Source organism: Pseudomonas sp. PS02290, assembly GCF_029960075.1.
Taxonomy (GTDB): domain Bacteria; phylum Pseudomonadota; class Gammaproteobacteria; order Pseudomonadales; family Pseudomonadaceae; genus Aquipseudomonas.
The window spans coordinates 1-15,171 of record NZ_JASCOY010000107.1 but is presented as its reverse complement, the minus strand read 5'-3'; the positions used below and the strand labels follow the sequence as shown (position 1 = coordinate 15,171).

16 protein-coding genes and 2 pseudogenes are annotated in these 15,171 nt (G+C 60.4%); 12 read left to right on the top strand and 6 right to left on the bottom strand.

What is annotated here, in order from left to right; translation table 11 throughout:
• Both QMX88_RS25785 and QMX88_RS25780 read left to right on the top strand, forming a co-directional pair.
• Window positions 1–309 (top strand): SDR family oxidoreductase (locus QMX88_RS25785; protein WP_282373094.1); only part of this gene is annotated, 309 nt, incomplete at its 5' end.
• Window positions 310–420: 111 nt separating this feature from the next.
• The gene (locus QMX88_RS25780; RefSeq protein WP_282373092.1) at window positions 421–1,308 is read left to right on the top strand and encodes a LysR family transcriptional regulator; all 888 of its coding nucleotides are present in this window, start codon (window positions 421–423) and stop codon (window positions 1,306–1,308) included.
• A gap of 36 nt (window positions 1,309–1,344) precedes the next feature.
• Here QMX88_RS25780 and QMX88_RS25775 read toward each other — a convergent pair whose 3' ends face one another.
• Window positions 1,345–2,001: a peroxiredoxin-like family protein gene (locus QMX88_RS25775; RefSeq protein WP_282373091.1), complete on the bottom strand. Its 657-nt coding sequence runs from the start codon at window positions 1,999–2,001 to the stop codon at window positions 1,345–1,347.
• A gap of 287 nt (window positions 2,002–2,288) precedes the next feature.
• Between QMX88_RS25775 and QMX88_RS25770 the strand changes: the two genes are divergently transcribed.
• The 3 genes and pseudogenes from QMX88_RS25770 (at window position 2,289) to QMX88_RS29480 (ending at window position 3,473) form a co-directional block, all read left to right on the top strand.
• Window positions 2,289–2,609: a glutathione S-transferase N-terminal domain-containing protein gene (locus QMX88_RS25770; RefSeq protein ID WP_282373090.1), complete on the top strand. Its 321-nt coding sequence runs from the start codon at window positions 2,289–2,291 to the stop codon at window positions 2,607–2,609.
• A gap of 142 nt (window positions 2,610–2,751) precedes the next feature.
• Window positions 2,752–3,161 (top strand): annotated as a pseudogene (locus QMX88_RS25765) (IS66 family transposase); the annotation flags it as partial.
• A gap of 183 nt (window positions 3,162–3,344) precedes the next feature.
• Window positions 3,345–3,473 (top strand): GyrI-like domain-containing protein, encoded by a 129-nt coding sequence (locus QMX88_RS29480; RefSeq protein ID WP_336620247.1) that lies wholly within the window; start codon window positions 3,345–3,347, stop codon window positions 3,471–3,473.
• Window positions 3,474–3,824: 351 nt separating this feature from the next.
• On the opposite strand, the gene QMX88_RS25760 is transcribed toward QMX88_RS29480, so the two are convergent.
• Window positions 3,825–4,964, bottom strand: a complete 1,140-nt coding sequence (locus QMX88_RS25760; protein ID WP_282373089.1) for a glutathione-independent formaldehyde dehydrogenase — start codon at window positions 4,962–4,964, stop codon at window positions 3,825–3,827.
• A 439-nt stretch (window positions 4,965–5,403) separates the two neighbouring features.
• On the opposite strand from QMX88_RS25760, the gene QMX88_RS25755 reads away from it, so the two are divergent.
• The 3 genes and pseudogenes from QMX88_RS25755 to QMX88_RS29895 all read left to right on the top strand — a co-directional run bounded on the left by QMX88_RS25755 (window position 5,404) and on the right by QMX88_RS29895 (window position 8,469).
• Window positions 5,404–6,333 (top strand): S66 peptidase family protein, encoded by a 930-nt coding sequence (locus QMX88_RS25755; RefSeq protein ID WP_282373088.1) that lies wholly within the window; start codon window positions 5,404–5,406, stop codon window positions 6,331–6,333.
• Window positions 6,334–6,447: 114 nt separating this feature from the next.
• Window positions 6,448–7,560: pseudogene (locus QMX88_RS29900) on the top strand (HAMP domain-containing protein); the annotation flags it as partial.
• A gap of 27 nt (window positions 7,561–7,587) precedes the next feature.
• The gene (locus QMX88_RS29895; RefSeq protein WP_442969497.1) at window positions 7,588–8,469 is read left to right on the top strand and encodes a methyl-accepting chemotaxis protein; all 882 of its coding nucleotides are present in this window, start codon (window positions 7,588–7,590) and stop codon (window positions 8,467–8,469) included.
• 316 nt (window positions 8,470–8,785) lie between these two features.
• Here the strand turns inward: QMX88_RS29895 and QMX88_RS25745 are convergent, their stop codons facing one another.
• Both QMX88_RS25745 and QMX88_RS25740 read right to left on the bottom strand, forming a co-directional pair.
• Window positions 8,786–9,973 carry a benzoate/H(+) symporter BenE family transporter gene (locus QMX88_RS25745; RefSeq protein WP_282373086.1) on the bottom strand — a complete coding sequence of 396 codons (1,188 nt, stop codon included), beginning with the start codon at window positions 9,971–9,973 and terminating at the stop codon, window positions 8,786–8,788.
• A 127-nt stretch (window positions 9,974–10,100) separates the two neighbouring features.
• Window positions 10,101–10,544, bottom strand: coding sequence for a MarR family transcriptional regulator (locus QMX88_RS25740; RefSeq protein WP_282373085.1), 444 nt, complete (start codon window positions 10,542–10,544; stop codon window positions 10,101–10,103).
• Between the two features lie 81 nt (window positions 10,545–10,625).
• Here QMX88_RS25740 and QMX88_RS25735 point away from each other — a divergent pair, with 81 nt between their 5' ends.
• The 3 genes from QMX88_RS25735 to QMX88_RS25725 are packed head-to-tail and all read left to right on the top strand — an operon-like array spanning window position 10,626 to window position 12,875.
• Window positions 10,626–11,792 carry an aminotransferase-like domain-containing protein gene (locus QMX88_RS25735; protein WP_282373084.1) on the top strand — a complete coding sequence of 389 codons (1,167 nt, stop codon included), beginning with the start codon at window positions 10,626–10,628 and terminating at the stop codon, window positions 11,790–11,792.
• Window positions 11,793–11,852: 60 nt separating this feature from the next.
• A complete protein-coding gene (locus QMX88_RS25730) occupies window positions 11,853–12,455 on the top strand; it encodes a glutathione S-transferase family protein (protein WP_192175052.1) in 603 nt (200 codons plus the stop codon).
• Between the two features lie 33 nt (window positions 12,456–12,488).
• Complete coding sequence (locus QMX88_RS25725) at window positions 12,489–12,875, top strand: lysozyme inhibitor LprI family protein (protein ID WP_282373083.1); 387 nt, start codon at window positions 12,489–12,491, stop codon at window positions 12,873–12,875.
• 472 nt (window positions 12,876–13,347) lie between these two features.
• On the opposite strand, the gene QMX88_RS25720 is transcribed toward QMX88_RS25725, so the two are convergent.
• Window positions 13,348–13,713, bottom strand: coding sequence for a glutathione S-transferase N-terminal domain-containing protein (locus QMX88_RS25720; protein WP_282373082.1), 366 nt, complete (start codon window positions 13,711–13,713; stop codon window positions 13,348–13,350).
• Between the two features lie 79 nt (window positions 13,714–13,792).
• On the bottom strand, window positions 13,793–14,338 hold the full coding sequence (gene folE, locus QMX88_RS25715; RefSeq protein ID WP_065989346.1) for a GTP cyclohydrolase I FolE: 546 nt from the start codon (window positions 14,336–14,338) through the stop codon (window positions 13,793–13,795).
• Window positions 14,339–14,962: 624 nt separating this feature from the next.
• Here folE and QMX88_RS25705 point away from each other — a divergent pair.
• Window positions 14,963–15,151 (top strand): hypothetical protein, encoded by a 189-nt coding sequence (locus tag QMX88_RS25705; protein WP_205484118.1) that lies wholly within the window; start codon window positions 14,963–14,965, stop codon window positions 15,149–15,151.
• Window positions 15,152–15,171 lie beyond the last annotated feature (20 nt).

Sequence of the window (15,171 nt, the reverse complement as noted above, 5' to 3'; positions counted from 1 at the left end):
GCCTATGCCGCTGCCAAGGCCGCACTGATCAGTTTTACCCGGTCGTGGGCACTGGAACTGGCCACGACCGGTATCACCGTCAATGCTGTAGCCCCCGGGCCGACCGAAACAGCTTTGTTCCGCGCGAACAACCCGCCTGGCAGCGAGGGCGAGGCCCGCTACCTTTCGGGCGTTCCGATGGGCCGCTTTGGCCAGCCGCAAGAGATCGCAGCGGCCATCACCTTCCTGCTGTCCGAGAGCAGTGGTTTCATGACTGGCCAGACATTGTTCGTCGATGGCGGTGCTTCAATCGGCAAGGCTGCGTTCTAGACGGGCTTGCTTTGTACCCTCCGCGCTGAGATAACCCTTCCGCTACGAGCGAAGCCTATGCTTCGCTCGCTTTTTGCCATGCCTTTTTTAACCGTTTCAAGTGGAGCAACGATGGATCGATTGGCTGCAATGGAAACCTTCGTCGGTGTGCTCGAAGCAGGGTCGTTTTCTGCTGCCGCGCGGCGTCTCAACCTCGGCCAGCCCGCCGTGTCGAAAACCATTGCCCAACTGGAAGAGCGCCTTGGCGTTCGCCTGCTACTGCGCTCCACTCGCGGACTCACGCCGACTGAGGCAGGCACGGCCTACTACGACCGCGCCAAACGTGCCATTGAGGAAGCCCACGAAGCCGACCTCGCCGCGCGTGGTGCAGGCAGTGGGCTGCACGGTACCTTGCGGGTCTGCGCGGCGGTGACCTTCGCGCGTTTGCATGTGCTGCCGCACCTAGGGGCTTTTCTCGAAGCACACTCCGAACTGAACATCGATATCGTTCTGGACGACCGCACCGTCAATCTCGTCGAGGAAGGCATCGATGTCGCCCTGCGCATGGGAGCTTTGGCGGACTCCAACCTGATCGCACGCAAGATCGGGGAGTGTCAGCGGCTGGTGTTGGCCACGCCTGCTTACGTGCAGAGCCATGGCGAGCCCGCAGTGCCGACTGACCTGGCACAGCACCAAGCGGTAATTTACGCCTTGGCAGGCGGCGGTGAGCATTGGGCCTTCAAGCAAGGCAGTACAGTGCAGTCGGTGACAGTGAGCGGGCGGGTGCGGGTCAGTGCCGCTGAGGGTGTGCGCGCGGCAGTACTCGGGCATCTGGGTGTGGCGTTGACGTCCCAGTGGATGTTCGCGGATGAACTCGCCAAGGGCGACGTGGTGCCGCTGCTGGAAGACTGGCAACTGCCGCCGCTGGATCTCTGGGCGGTATTTCCTACAGGGCGCTTGGCGAGCGCCAAGGCGCGGGCGTTTGTCGATTTTGTCGAAGGATTGATGAGCCGGCGATAAGCAAGGCCGCCCGAAGGCGGCCTTGAAAGGGGGCAATCAACCGCGCAATGCAGGCAGCAACTCTGTGGGTTCAGGCCGCAGCGTGTAGTCGGGATTGACCTCCGCGTACAGAATGATGCCGTCCTGGCCGATGACAAAACGACCTGGCATCGGCAGCGTCCAGCTCTGGTCACCGTTGATGACCGGCAGGTTGTTGCCCAAGCTCAGATAGAGCTCAGCCAGATAGTCTGGCAGTTTGAAACGCAGGCCGAATGCCGCCGCCACTTCGTTACCACTGTCACTCAGGATGGAGAACCCCAGGCCATTCTGGCGCTGCGACTTGCGGCTGTTGGCCTGGCTCTGTGGCGAGATCGCAACCAGGCTCGCACCTCGCTCTTTGAAGACCGGCAGTGTTTCTTCCAAGGCTTGCAACTCCATATTGCAGTAAGGGCACCACACCCCGCGATAGAAGCTGATCACCAGTGGGCCGCGTGACAGCAGCTCGGCCGACGAAACCAGGTTACCCTCCGCGTCAGGAAGGCTGAACACCGGCGCCAAGTCGCCGGCCTTCAACGCGCGCTCGGCTTGACCGCTGGCGATCAGCTCAGCCGTCGCGCGGTGCATCACCGCATGTACGGGAGCTGGGGCATTGTAGGGAGGCTTGCCGGCAACGAAATCGGCCTTGAAGGCATCCAGTTTGGCTTGAAGGGTCATGAGTATTTCCTCGGTGGTTGATATGGCGAGACTCATGATCGCGGTGTCGAAATCCCACCAGTAGAGAGCTGAGCAGCATAGGAAATATGCCCAGCAGGAATTCCCCTCACTCGACGCGTGCAACCTTGGCTGTTTATTCCGTTCAGGAATGAATCATATCGCTGCGAGCGGTCTGCTCCGCTCTAACCGTTCCACGCAAGCTGGCCTCCATCGTAGCCACTTGGCACGAAGCGTTGCGTTACTGACCACGCAATGCCCAAGTCCATTGTCGATTGAGGAGCTGCCCCTTGTTGATCGTTCATGCGTTTGCCACCCCCAACAGCGTCAAAGTCCCTATCGCCCTCGAAGAGCTGGGGCTCGACTATAAGTTACTGCCGGTGAACATTCGCCAGGGAGAGCAAAAACACGAGCAGTTCATCGCCCTGAACGCCAATGCCAAAGTGCCGGTGCTGATCGATCCACTGGGTAATAACGGCCAGCCCACGGTGCTGACCGAGTCGGCCGCCATCCTTGTCTACCTAGCGGAGCGATATGGTCGGCTGCTGCCTACCGGGGGCGTGACGCGCCCAGAGTCTTCGAGCAACTGTTCTTCCATGCCAGTGCGCTGAGCCCGGCCTTTGGGCAGTCTGGCTATTTCCAGAAATTGGCGAGCGAGCCCAATCCGGCGGCGATTGCTCGATTCCATGGCGAAGCCAAACGCACACTCACCGTGCTGGATTGTTGGATCAATTCGAAGCTGGTGAGCCGGGTGATCGGCAGCGAATACGGCAGGAAAAAAGCAGCGCCAGTCGCCGACGCACTTCATACCTGGATGATCGCCCAAAGACAGCTTGTGCCTGAGGGTTCGGCCATCGCCAAGGCGCTGGATTACAGCCTCAAACGCTGGATAGCGCTGACGCGCTATCTCGATGACGGTGCTGTGCCCATCGATAATAACTGGTGCGAGAATCAAATCCGGCCGTGGGCTCTTGGTCGCTCGAACTGCTGTTCGCGGGCTCGTTACGCAGCGGTAAACGTGCGGCGGCGATCATGAGTTTGATCCCGTCGGCGCGGCTCAACGGGCATGATCCGTTGCTTACTTGAAGGATGTTCTTACACGCCTGCCGACGCAGCCTAGTGAAATCGATCAGTTGCTGCCGCATAAGTGGCAGCCGATTTGATCACACAAGAAGTGGTGTCAGATGCAAACGGTGTATTCGCTTGACGCTATGCAGAAACCGCAAGAACGATCAAATACTTCGTCCATTCGTTTGATAACGTTGCTCTGACCTCAAGGAGCATCGTAATGCTGAATATCGAGAGAGCCCTGTGGTACATCGAGCTGGAGCTGGGATCCGACCTAGATGCCTGACTCAGGTTACGTGCTTGCCGACGCCCCCGAGTTCGAACAATACAGTTCTGATTTTGAACCGGCCCAAGGCAAGGGTTACGTGGATGTGTGGATACCGATTGTAAGAGTCAAGGCATCATGACTGAGGGTTTCGACGCCTGCTACCTAGGAAATTGAATGGGTGACGTCGCCAAACGGTTACTCGAAGGTGTGTTAACCATACGCTTACAATAAGGATAGTTTGCAGGCGACTTTTAAAACATGGATTCGGACATCATCACATGTGTTAGAGAGCTGCGTCGCTGCGTACACAATTCGTACGAAGGCGTTTCTTTCTATGATCGGATTTCAGCGTTTAAGGGAGAAGTACGAGCGTCATAGACGGACTCTTTTCAAATACTAATCCGCGGAAGCATGAGCGGCAATGCGGTGCGCATCATCTGACACATCCACAATGCCGCTAAATTGTCGGCTCAAGCCATGATGATGGACATCACGCTGCCGGCTTCAGAATGACCTTCGTCCAACCCTCATCCCGCGCATCAAAATGCTTATACGCATCAGGCCCGTCAGCCAGTTTCAGGCTGTGGGAAATGATCTGCGAAGGCTTTGCGCGGTCGTGGTGAATCAGCTCCGTGAGCCGACGATTATAGGCCTTCACATTGGCTTGCCCGGTGCGAATCTGCTGCCCCTTGAACCAGAACGCACCGAAGTCGAAGGCCATCTTCCCTTCTTTGGCGAGTTCAGTCTGTGCACCTGGATCCTGAGGCACGAACACCCCGACAACGCCAATACCACCAGTGGCCTTGGTCGAAGCCACCAAGTTATTCATTGTCAGATGATTGGCTTCATGACCGTGTTTGTCACAGCATTGATATCCAACACATTCGCAGCCCCGATCAGTACCTTTGCCGTGGGTCAGGTTGAGAATCTGGTCGACCGCTTCCTTTTCCAGCGAGTTGATCGGCGTGGCACCCATCTGCGCCGCCAGCTTCAATCGATCCGGATGATTGTCGACTACGAACACCTGCGAAGCGCCTTTGATCATCGCGGCATGTGCAGCCATGAGTCCCACGGGCCCCGCACCGTAAATGGCAATGCTTTCGCCCGGCATCAGGCCGGCCAGTTCCGTTGCATGCCAACCGGTAGGAAAAATGTCCGACAGCATCACGTAGTCGTTTTCTTTCTCCTGCGCATCTTCTGGCAGGATCAGACAGTTGAAGTCGGCATAGGGCACCCGGAGCAGCTCAGCCTGGCCGCCCTGATAAGGGCCCATGTCGGCAAAACCATAAGCAGCACCGGCAGTGCCGGGATTGGCCGTGAGGCAAAAACCGGTCAATCCTTTTTCGCAGTTCTCGCAGAATCCACAGCCGATGTTAAAAGGCAGGCAGACGCGATCACCCACCTTGACGCGATCGACTCCGACACCGACCTCAACGACTTCTCCGAGATTCTCGTGACCAAAGACTCGACCGGTTTCCATGGAGGTGCGGCCCTCGTACATATGCAGGTCGGAGCCGCAGATATTGGTGGTGGTAATGCGCACTACTGCGTCGGTAGGCTTTTCGATCTTGGCGTCGGGGACGTTTTGCACGCTGACGTCGCGTGGCCCGTTGTACACGATGGCTTTCATTGTGTTCTCCCGTTCAAACTGAATTGGATTCGTCTGCTACGAGATATTCGACTGGTTTGTACCTCCCTTCGATCAAAGATCCGTTGACTACCGGACCGACGGCGATCCGGGCCACCGGCGATCACAAGCACTGAATCTAAAGCGCCACGTTAAGTCAGAGCCTTTCATTTATACGATATTTAAAATGTGCAATGGACCCACCCAAGGCCCATCCGACTCTCTGGGCCAGCGCGAGGATACGATGTCCGCTTTGGGACGATAGCTGCCACTGATATAACCGCAGAGCGGCTAAGGTCCAGGCGCCAACGAAGCATACAGGCACTATTTTTCAATCACGTCTCCAGCCGCTCCTAGATAGCACGCCAGCCCCCCCACTAGATTCACTCCCCCCAGTGCTCTACATTGCACCATCACCAAACACCCGCCGAGCCCTCGAAAAATGCCTGCCTCCCGCCCAACCCTCCACCCCCAAGTCCTTCGCGCTGGCGACGCCGTGGCGCTGGTGTCCCCAGCCGGCCCGGTCGCCGAAGCCCGGGTGGAAGCAGCCGTGCGGGAACTGACCTCCTGGGGCTTACGCCCCCGCGTTTACCCCCACGCACTGGACAACATCGGCTTCCTCGCAGGCACCGACGCCGATCGCATTTCCGACCTAAACGACGCCCTGGCCGACCCTGAAATCCGCGCTGTCCTTTGTAATAGGGGCGGCTACGGCGTTCAACGCACCCTCGGCCAACTCGACTACGATGCCGTCCTCCGCGACCCCAAGCTGGTCGTCGGCTTCTCTGACATCACCGCCTTGCACGCCGCTCTCTGGACCCACACAGGTCTCTCCACGGTCCACGGCCCGGTGGCCGCGCAGCTGGAGAAGGGCGGCATCTTCGCCAGCACGCTCAAGCAGGCATTGATGAGCGCCGAGCCTTCCGTCATTCATGCCGATCCATCAGAATCCACTTTCACCGTGCGTACGTCGGGGACGGTGGAGGGCGTCTTGCTTGGCGGTAACTTGAGCATGCTGAGCACCTGCATCGGCACACCCTTCATGCCCGATCTGGAAGGCGCGATCTTGCTGCTTGAAGACGTCGGCGAGCTGGCGTATCGGGTGGATCGCAATATCACTCACCTGCTCAATTGCGGGATTCTGCAACGACTCGGCGGTATCGCGTTGGGTCAGTTCAGCGAGCCGGGTCATGGCAATAACCCGATCCGGCCGCCCGATGTCTTGATCGAGCGTCTGGGCAATCTGGGCATTCCGGTGCTTGGCGGTCTGTCCATCGGCCATGGCGACCGCAATCTGGCGGTGGCGTTGGGCAGTCATGCGGTGCTGGATACCGAGGCGGGCACGCTGACGGTGGCCCCGGCCACGCGCTAGTACGACGATCACCGTTCTGTAAGCGACCTCGCTCTAGCTATTTGCCATCATTCTGACGTCAAGACCTTGTTTTGCCCCGTGGGCATTGCGAATCTTCACGAATATTGATTGGCCATGCGCGGATGGCCTTGCCATGTGCGCCCTCAAGCTGTGGAGCGGAAACTGATGATGTCGGCCGTGAAGACGCGTTTCGCTAATCTGGGGATGGCCAAGAAGCTGGGCATCGGGTTCGTGCTGGTGCTGCTGTTGACGGCGCTGGTCGCGGCCATCGGGGCCTGGTCGCTGCGCTCGATCAGTGCGCATTTCGACAGTCTGAAGGCGATGACCGCGCTCAACAGCGATGTGAATCGTGTGCGGCTGCTGGAGCAGGATTACGCCTTGCACGGCGACCCGAAGGTGGTCGATCAGGTTCACGCCGGGCTCGATGGTTTGAATGCCCAGGCGGAGCAGCTCAAGGCCGGCGCGCCGATCAACGAGCAGGTGATGGGCCAGGTGCAGCAGGCGCTGGCGGCCTATCGTGCGTCGTTTGACGAGTTCGTTAGCATCAGTCAGAGCAAGGACCTGGCGCTGGAAATGGCCAGTTGGTCGGTGTCTAGCGTCGCCAATAATCTCGATGTGTTGCAGGCGGGGCTGGCCGATGATGGCGCCTACACGCTGAAGGATTCCCAGGGCCAGCAGGGCGCGGAGTTCATCGAGCAGGCCGGTCAGGTCAGCCAGGTGTCCAAACTGATGATGCAGGCCATGGACGAGGCTCGGGTGCGCCTCGACAAGAGCCGCAAGACGGGCTCGGGCGAGGAGGTCAAGACCGGTAAGATCGAGCAGGCGGTTCAGGCGCAGGAACTGGCCGAGCAGCTCAAGGGCGTGATCAAGGACGCCGGTTACCTCACGGTGCTGACCGAGGTCGGCGGGCACATCAGCAATTTCAGCGACAAGCTCAACGAATACACCGGGCTGCTGGAGTCGGAAGCGAAGGTCTCGCAACAACTGGCGAGCAACGCCAAAATCGTCGTTCAGCAGGTCAATCAGGCCTATGACGCCGAAGGCCAGTCGATGCAGAGTGAGTTGCAGGCCAACTCGATGATGATCATCGGTTCTTCCGTGCTGGCGCTGGTGGTCGGGCTGATCGCGGCGCTGGTGATTACGCGCCTGATCGTCGCGCCGCTGCGCAGCGTGATTGCCACGGCTCAGCGGATTGCGGCCGGCGACCTGAGCCGCACCGTGAATGTCACCCGCAAGGACGAAATCGGCCAGCTGATGCAGGCGATGCAGCAGATGGGCGCGGGCTTGAGCACTATCGTCAGCGGGTTGCAGGCGGGCATTGAACAGTTGGCGACGTCCGCCCATTCCCTGTCGGCCGTCACCGAGCAGACCAATCTGGAAGTCAGCAGCCAGAAGGAAGAAACCGAGCAGGTGGCGACGGCGATGAACCAGATGACCGCCACCGTCCACGACGTTGCACGCAACGCGGAAGAAGCCGCGCTCGCGGCACAGACCGCCGACGACAAGGTCGATTCGGGCCAGGCCGTGGTGCGCCAGAGCATGCAGCGGATCGAACAGTTGGCCTCGTCGGCCAGCTCCGCCAGCAATTCCATCGAGAACCTCAGCGCGGAAATCCAGAACATCGGCACCGTGCTCGGCGTGATCAAAAGCGTCGCCGAGCAGACCAATCTGCTGGCACTGAACGCCGCCATCGAAGCGGCGCGGGCGGGGGAGCAGGGCAGGGGCTTTGCGGTGGTGGCCGATGAGGTCCGCGCGCTGGCCAAGCGCACGCAACAGTCCACGGAAGAAATCGAGCGGCTGGTCAGCCGTCTGCAAAGCGGTGCCCAGGCGTCGGTGGTGCAAATCCGCAGCAGCGGCGAGCTGGTCAAACTGGCGGTGAGCGATGCGCTGCAGACCGAGAGCGCGCTGGGCAGCATTGCCGCGGCCGTGTCGATGATCCAGCAGATGAACCAGCAGATTGCCGCCGCAGCGGAAGAGCAGAGTTCGGTGGCGGAAGAGATCAACCGCAGTGTTACCAGCATCCGCGCCAGCGCTGATCAGTCCGCGCTGGCGATGCAGGGCAACGCGGCTTCCAGCATCGAACTGGCGTCGCTGGGGCTGGAGCTGAAAGGCATGGTCGGGCACTTCAAATTATGAGTCGGGCTTGCAAGCCATGCTCCGCTGCTCAGCCGGAGCATGATCCCGCGCTTTTGCAGTTCAGTCGTCGCTGAGGTCCACCCCCGAACCCGGTGTCTAACCTGCAACCTGTAGATGATCCCCATCGTCCAGACAGCCGCGCTGTGGCGCAGTAAACACAATTCCTGTGGGAGCGAGATACATCGGCGGAGTTGGTATGTTTGACGAGCGCGCGCTTGCCCGTGAATGCAATCTGCCTGCTGCCATTGATGTCGACTGACTCACCGCGAATCGCGGGCAAGCGCGCTCCTGCATAAGAGTGGCATGCCGCGAGCGCTCAATTGCGATAGTTGAGAATCACCAGCGTCAACACCCCCGCGACGATCCCCCAGAACGCCGAACCGATGGAGAACAGCGTCAGCCCCGACGCGGTGACCATGAAGGTGATCAGCGCGGCTTCGCGCTCTTTCGGCTCGTTCATGGCCACGGTCAGGCCGTTGATGATGGAACCGAACAGCGCCAGCGCGGCAATCGACAGCACCAGTTCTCTGGGAAACGCCGCGAACAGTGCCGCCAGCGTTGCACCGAACACCCCCGCGATGGCGTAGAAAATCCCGCACCAGATCGCCGCCGTGTAGCGCTTGTCGCGGTCTTCGTGGGCGTGGGGGCCGGTGCAGATGGCGGCGCTGATGGCCGCGAGGTTGATGCCGTGGGCGCCAAACGGCGCGGTGATCAGCGAGATGATCCCGGTGGCGGTGATCAGAGGCGAGGCGGGAACCTGATAACCGTCGGCGCGCAGCACCGCAACGCCCGGCATGTTCTGCGAGGTCATGGCGACGACGAACAGCGGAATGCCGATGCTGATGGTCGCAGCGATGGAGAACGACGGCGTGGTCCACACCGGCATCGCCACTTCCAGGGCGAAGCCGCTGAAGTTCAGCAGGCCGAGCATGCCCGACAGCGCGACGCCGACCAGCAAGGTGACCAGCACGGCGTAGCGCGGCGAATAGCGTTTGACGATCAGGTAGGTGAAAAACATGCCCAGCACCAGGCCGGTGCGGTGTTGCGCGGCGACGAAGATTTCGCTGCCGATCTTGAACAGAATCCCCGCCAGCAGGGCCGCTGCCAGTGATGTCGGCAGGCGCTTGATCAGCCGTTCGAAGCTGCCGGTGACGCCGCAAATGATCACCAGCGCCGCGCAAGTGATGAATGCGCCGATCGCTTCAGGGTAGGCGACGCCGCCCAGGCTGGTGATCAGCAACGCCGCGCCCGGCGTCGACCACGCCACGGTGATCGGCGAGCGATAGCGCAACGACAGGCCGATGCTGCACACCGCCATGCCCATGAACAGCGCCCAGATCCACGAGGAAATCTGCGCCGAGGTCAGCCCGGCGGCCTGACCGGCCTGAAACATCAGCACCAGCGAACTGGTGACGCCGGTCATCATGGCGATGAAGCCGGCGACGATGGCAGAGGGCGAGGAGTCGGTCAGCGGTCGCAATGGCGCGAGGGGCACGTCAGTCATGCGGGTCTATCCTTGGCGCAGCGGTTGAACAGAGCTGCCAGCCTATACGCAGTGTTCATGCCCCGTTGCAATACAGCCATCGGCGCAATGGTCGGCACAGTTTCGGCCGCGGTCTGCAAACGGCGGGTCAGCCGCGGGTCATCGTGTTGCCCAACGCCTGATTCACCGCCATCCAGCCATCCACCGCGTCTTGCCCGGCTTCAGCGAACACCCTTTGCAGCAGCTTGACCTGCTCGCGGCGCAACGACTCTTCAAATTTGCGTCCCTCGACGGTCAGCTCCAGCAGGCGCTTACGTTTGTCGTCCTCTGGCGCGACGCTGAGCACCAGCTCCATCTCAATCAACTGCCGCAGCGGCGTGTTCAGCGCCTGCTTGCTCACCCCGAGCTTGCCGAGCAATTCCTTCACGCTCAGGCCAGGGTAGCGAGCGATGAAAAACACGATGCGCTGGTGCACCCGACTCAGGCCACGACGGTCGAGCATTTCATCGGCCTTGGCGGTGAACGCCTGGTAGCCGAAGAAAAACGCTTCCATGGCAATTTGCTGGGTGGATGAATTTTTAAGGTCAAGCATATTGACGTATCCGTGCGCGGCATCGTAATTTCGGTCAACCAGTTTGACGTATTCCCCTTTCTTTCCGCCAGCGGTGATCCCATGCCATTTTCCGAACGCGTTACCCGTTTGAAGAGTTCACTGATTCGCGAAATCCTCGCCGCCGCCCAGCGCCCGGAGATGATGTCCTTCGCGGGCGGATTGCCGGCCGAAGCCATGTTGCCGAAGAGTGAATGGGCTGACATGCCGCGCAGCATCGGCCAGTACGGCATGAGCGAAGGCGAGCCGCAGTTGCGTGAGGCGTTGGCCGCTCAGGCGCGGGCGCTGGGCATCGATTGCGAAGCGAGTCAGGTGATGATCGTCAGCGGTTCCCAGCAAACGCTGGACCTGGCCGCCAAGCTGTACATCGACAAGGGCACCGAGATCCTGCTCGAGGCGCCGACCTATCTGGCGGCGCTGCAGATCTTCCAGCTGTTCGGCGCCGACTGCCTGACCGTGCCGCTGCTCGCCGAAGGCCCGGACCTTGCAGCGCTGCGTCAGCGCCTGGAGCAACACTCGCCGTCGTTCGCCTACCTGATTCCCACGTTCCAGAATCCGTCGGCGGTGCGTTACAGCGAAACCGCGCGGGATGCCGTGGCGGCGTTGCTCGACGAGTTTGGCGTCACCCTGATCGAAGACGAGCCGTATCGCGAGCTGACGTTTGACGGCGGCAGTGCCCGGCCCATCGTCAGCCGCCTGAAAAAAGCCAGCTGGATCTACACCGGCACCGTGTCGAAAACCCTGATGCCGGGGTTGCGCGTCGGCTACCTGATCGCCACGCCGGACCTGTTCCCGCATTTGCTCAAGCTCAAGCAATCGGCGGATCTGCACACCAATCGAGTCGGCCAGTGGCAGGCGTTGCAGTGGATCGGCAGCGAGCACTACGAGCAACATCTGCTGGAGTTGCGCAGCTTCTACCGCACCCGTCGCGATGCGTTCGAAGCCGCGCTGCAGCGGCATTTCGCCGATCTGGCGGAATGGAACAGTCCCCAGGGCGGCCTGTTTTTCTGGCTGACGCTCAAGCACAAAATCGACACCCGCACGTTACTCGACAGCGCCCTGGCGCAGAATGTCGCGTTTATGCCGGGCGAGCCGTTCTTTGCCGATCCGGACGCGAACCCGGGTTACCTGCGGCTCAATTTCAGTCACATCGACCCCGAGCGCCTGGACGAAGGCTTGAAACGGCTGGCCGCCGTCATTCGGCACACACAGCTTTCACAGGCGGCCTGATACATTACGCACACGCACGACCGGCACGACTGACGGCACACGATTGAGGGGAGAGGGCTGATGTACAAGGTTTACGGCGATTACAACTCGGGCAACTGCTACAAGATCAAGCTGATGCTCAACCTGCTCGGCGCGGAATACGAGTGGGTGCCGGTGGACATCCTCAAGGGCGAGACCGAAACCGAAGCGTTTCTGGCGAAGAACCCGAACGGCAAGATTCCGGTCCTTGAGCTCGAAGACGGTACCTGCCTGTGGGAGTCCAACGCGATTCTCAACTTCCTCGCCGAAGGCACGCCTTACCTGCTGACCGAGCCCCGCCTGCGCACGCAAATGCTGCAATGGCAGTTCTTCGAGCAGTACAGCCATGAGCCGACCCTGGCGGTGGCGCGCTTCATTCAGTTTTACCTGGGGATGCCAGAGGATCGGATGGAGGAATACCACTCTTTGCACCGGCGCGGTAACAAGGCGCTGAAAGTCATGGAGCAACAGCTGCTGCGCACGCCGTTTCTGGTGGGCGAAAACTTCTCCATCGCCGACATCGCGCTGTACGCCTACACCCACGTCGCCGATCAGGGCGGCTTCGACCTGACGCAGTTCCCGGCGATTCAAGCCTGGCTCGCGCGGGTCAAACAGCAACCGGGTTACGTCGGCATGCTGGACTGACTTCAGCGTTGTTCACTTATAAGGAGATGAGACATGCAGTACAGGATGATCGCAGTCGGGATGCTCATGGCGCTGGGCATCGGCTGCTCGGCCCAGGCTCAGGACTGCGACGCCAATCAGGCGTCGATGAACCAGTGCGCGAGCCAGGAATACAAAGCGCTGGACGCCGATTTGAACACCCAATACAACGCGCAGATCGGCTACCTGAAGACCCCGGCGCGCAAGAAAGCCCTGCAGGATGCGCAGAAGAAGTGGATCGCGTTTCGCGACGCCGATTGCCAGTATCAGGCCGGCAAGCGGGAGGACGGCGGGAGCATGTGGCCGCTGACTCAGGCGCAATGCCTGTCAGCGCAGACCAAAGTGCGGGTTGAGCAATTGAAGGCGTATACGGCGTGTCGCCAGGAAGGCTGCCCGAAGTAACTGCTCACTTTTTTAGGCTGCCTTTGTGGTTTTGACACCACGTTGGCCCGCCGATGACGCAACTCCTGTAGGAGCGAGCTTGCTCGCGAATATGGCGGTACATTCACTAAATCTTCAGCGATTGAAACGCCGCCTTCGTGAGCAAGCTCACTCCCACAGGTTTTGAGGAATGGCCGAGAGGATGAGTTGACCCCGGATCCCACAGGTTTTGCGGAATGGCTGAGAACTGACACAGGTTTTGCGGAATGGCTGAGAACTGAGCCGACCCCCGATCCCGTGGGAGCGAGCTTGCTCGCGAATTGGCCAGTCAACGCACTGAATTTCCATCGGCAGGCACGCCGCCTTCGCGAGCAAGCTCACTCCCACAGGTTTTGAGGAATGGCCGAGAGTATGAGTTGACCCCGGATCCCACAGGTTTTGCGGAATGGCTGAGAGGGTGAGCCGACCCCCGATCCCGTGGGAGTGGACTGCATCAAACCGCCGAGAATCGCTTCTCCAGGTAATCAACGATCACTTTCGATTCATACATCCACACCGTCTGGCCTTCTTCCTCGATCCGCAGGCACGGCACCTTGATCCGGCCGCCGCCGCTGAGCAGCGCCTGACGATCGGGCTCGTTGTTCTTCGCGTCACGAAGGGCCACAGGCACGTTCAAACGGCGCAGCGCCCGGCGGGTTTTCACGCAGAACGGGCAGGCGTGGAACTGATACAGCGTCAGCGCTTTCGCCGACGCATCGACGGCAGCCTGGGCTTCGGGAGAACGCTTCTTTTTGCTCGGCCGCGTCAGGAAATCGCCCGCGATTACGAGCTGGCCGAGACCGACTCTCACTGCTTTCATCAACACGCTAAAACCTCACTCGGCGGCACGAACCGCCAGACAGCCGCAGCCTGATGCTGCGGCCTTCAGGACGCCGGGATCACTTGATCAGGCTGAGAAACTCGGTGCGGGTCGCAGCGTTTTCGCGGAATTCACCCAGCATCACCGAAGTGATCATCGACGAATTCTGCTTCTCGACGCCGCGCATCATCATGCACATGTGCTTGGCTTCGATGACCACTGCCACACCCAGCGCGCCGGTGACCTGCTGGATGGCTTCGGCGATCTGGCGGCTGAGGTTTTCCTGGATCTGCAGGCGACGAGCGTACATGTCGACGATGCGCGCGACCTTCGACAGGCCCAGCACTTTGCCGCTCGGGATATAGGCGACGTGGGCCTTGCCGATGAAGGGCAGCAAATGGTGTTCGCAGAGCGAATACAACTCGATGTCCTTGACCACCACCATTTCGCTGTTGTCGGAGCTGAACAGCGCACCGTTGGTGACTTCTTCGAGGGTTTGCTCATAGCCGCGGCAAAGGTACTGCATGGCTTTGGCTGCGCGTTTCGGGGTGTCGCGCAGGCCTTCGCGGGAGACGTCTTCGCCGAGTTGACCGAGGATGGCGGTGTAGTTCTGTTCCAGAGTCACAGGGGTGTGTTCCGTGTGGGTTCAAAAAACGCAGGGTTGCGGGCCTGCAAAGGCGCACATAGTAGCGTAGCTGGACGCGCAGGGGTACGGCAGGCGGCCGAGACGCCTGCGGCATGGCGCCGCCGTGACTGTGTCAGCTGACCTTTACCCAACCTTTACCGAGGGGATATGTCGGAATGTGTCGGCTTGATGTCTGAAGTTACGGGTGACAGATGCCCGGATGAAGAGAGTGCTTATGATGTTTAGCCGAATCGCGAAAATCGCACTGGTGATTGCCCTGGCGTCGTCGGTTTCGGGGTGTTTTTTCGGACCGGGTTGGGGCCGCCACGGCGGTGGCTGGCATGAACACCGCTATTACGACGGTGGCCCATACGATGGCGGACGGGGCGGTTACGGCCCTGGACCTGGACCGGGTTACTACCGCCGCTGATTTTTGCTGATCATTTGACGCAGGAAGCACAGGCCGCGAAGGGAACCGATCCCTCGCGGCCTTTTTGTTGGGTTTCGTATCAGGCTCGATACCTGATCGGTACCAAACCACGACGCGGATTCGCAGGCTTGTGCTGTCAGAAGCAACAGGTGATGAATACCTGTGATCAAGCCCGCTTTAAGAGAGAAATCGAAATGTTGAGTCGTATAGCGAAAGTCGCGATGGTCATCGCGGTGATGTCGGCCATGTCCGGATGCTGGCCATTCTGGGGCCCGGGCGGGGGAGGCCACGGCGGTCACGGAGGCGGTGGTGGCGGCGGTCACTATGAAGGCGGTGGCCCGGGTGGCGGCGGGGGCGGTGGCGGCGGTCCTGGCCCGCGTTGATCGGATAAGCGCTTAATGAG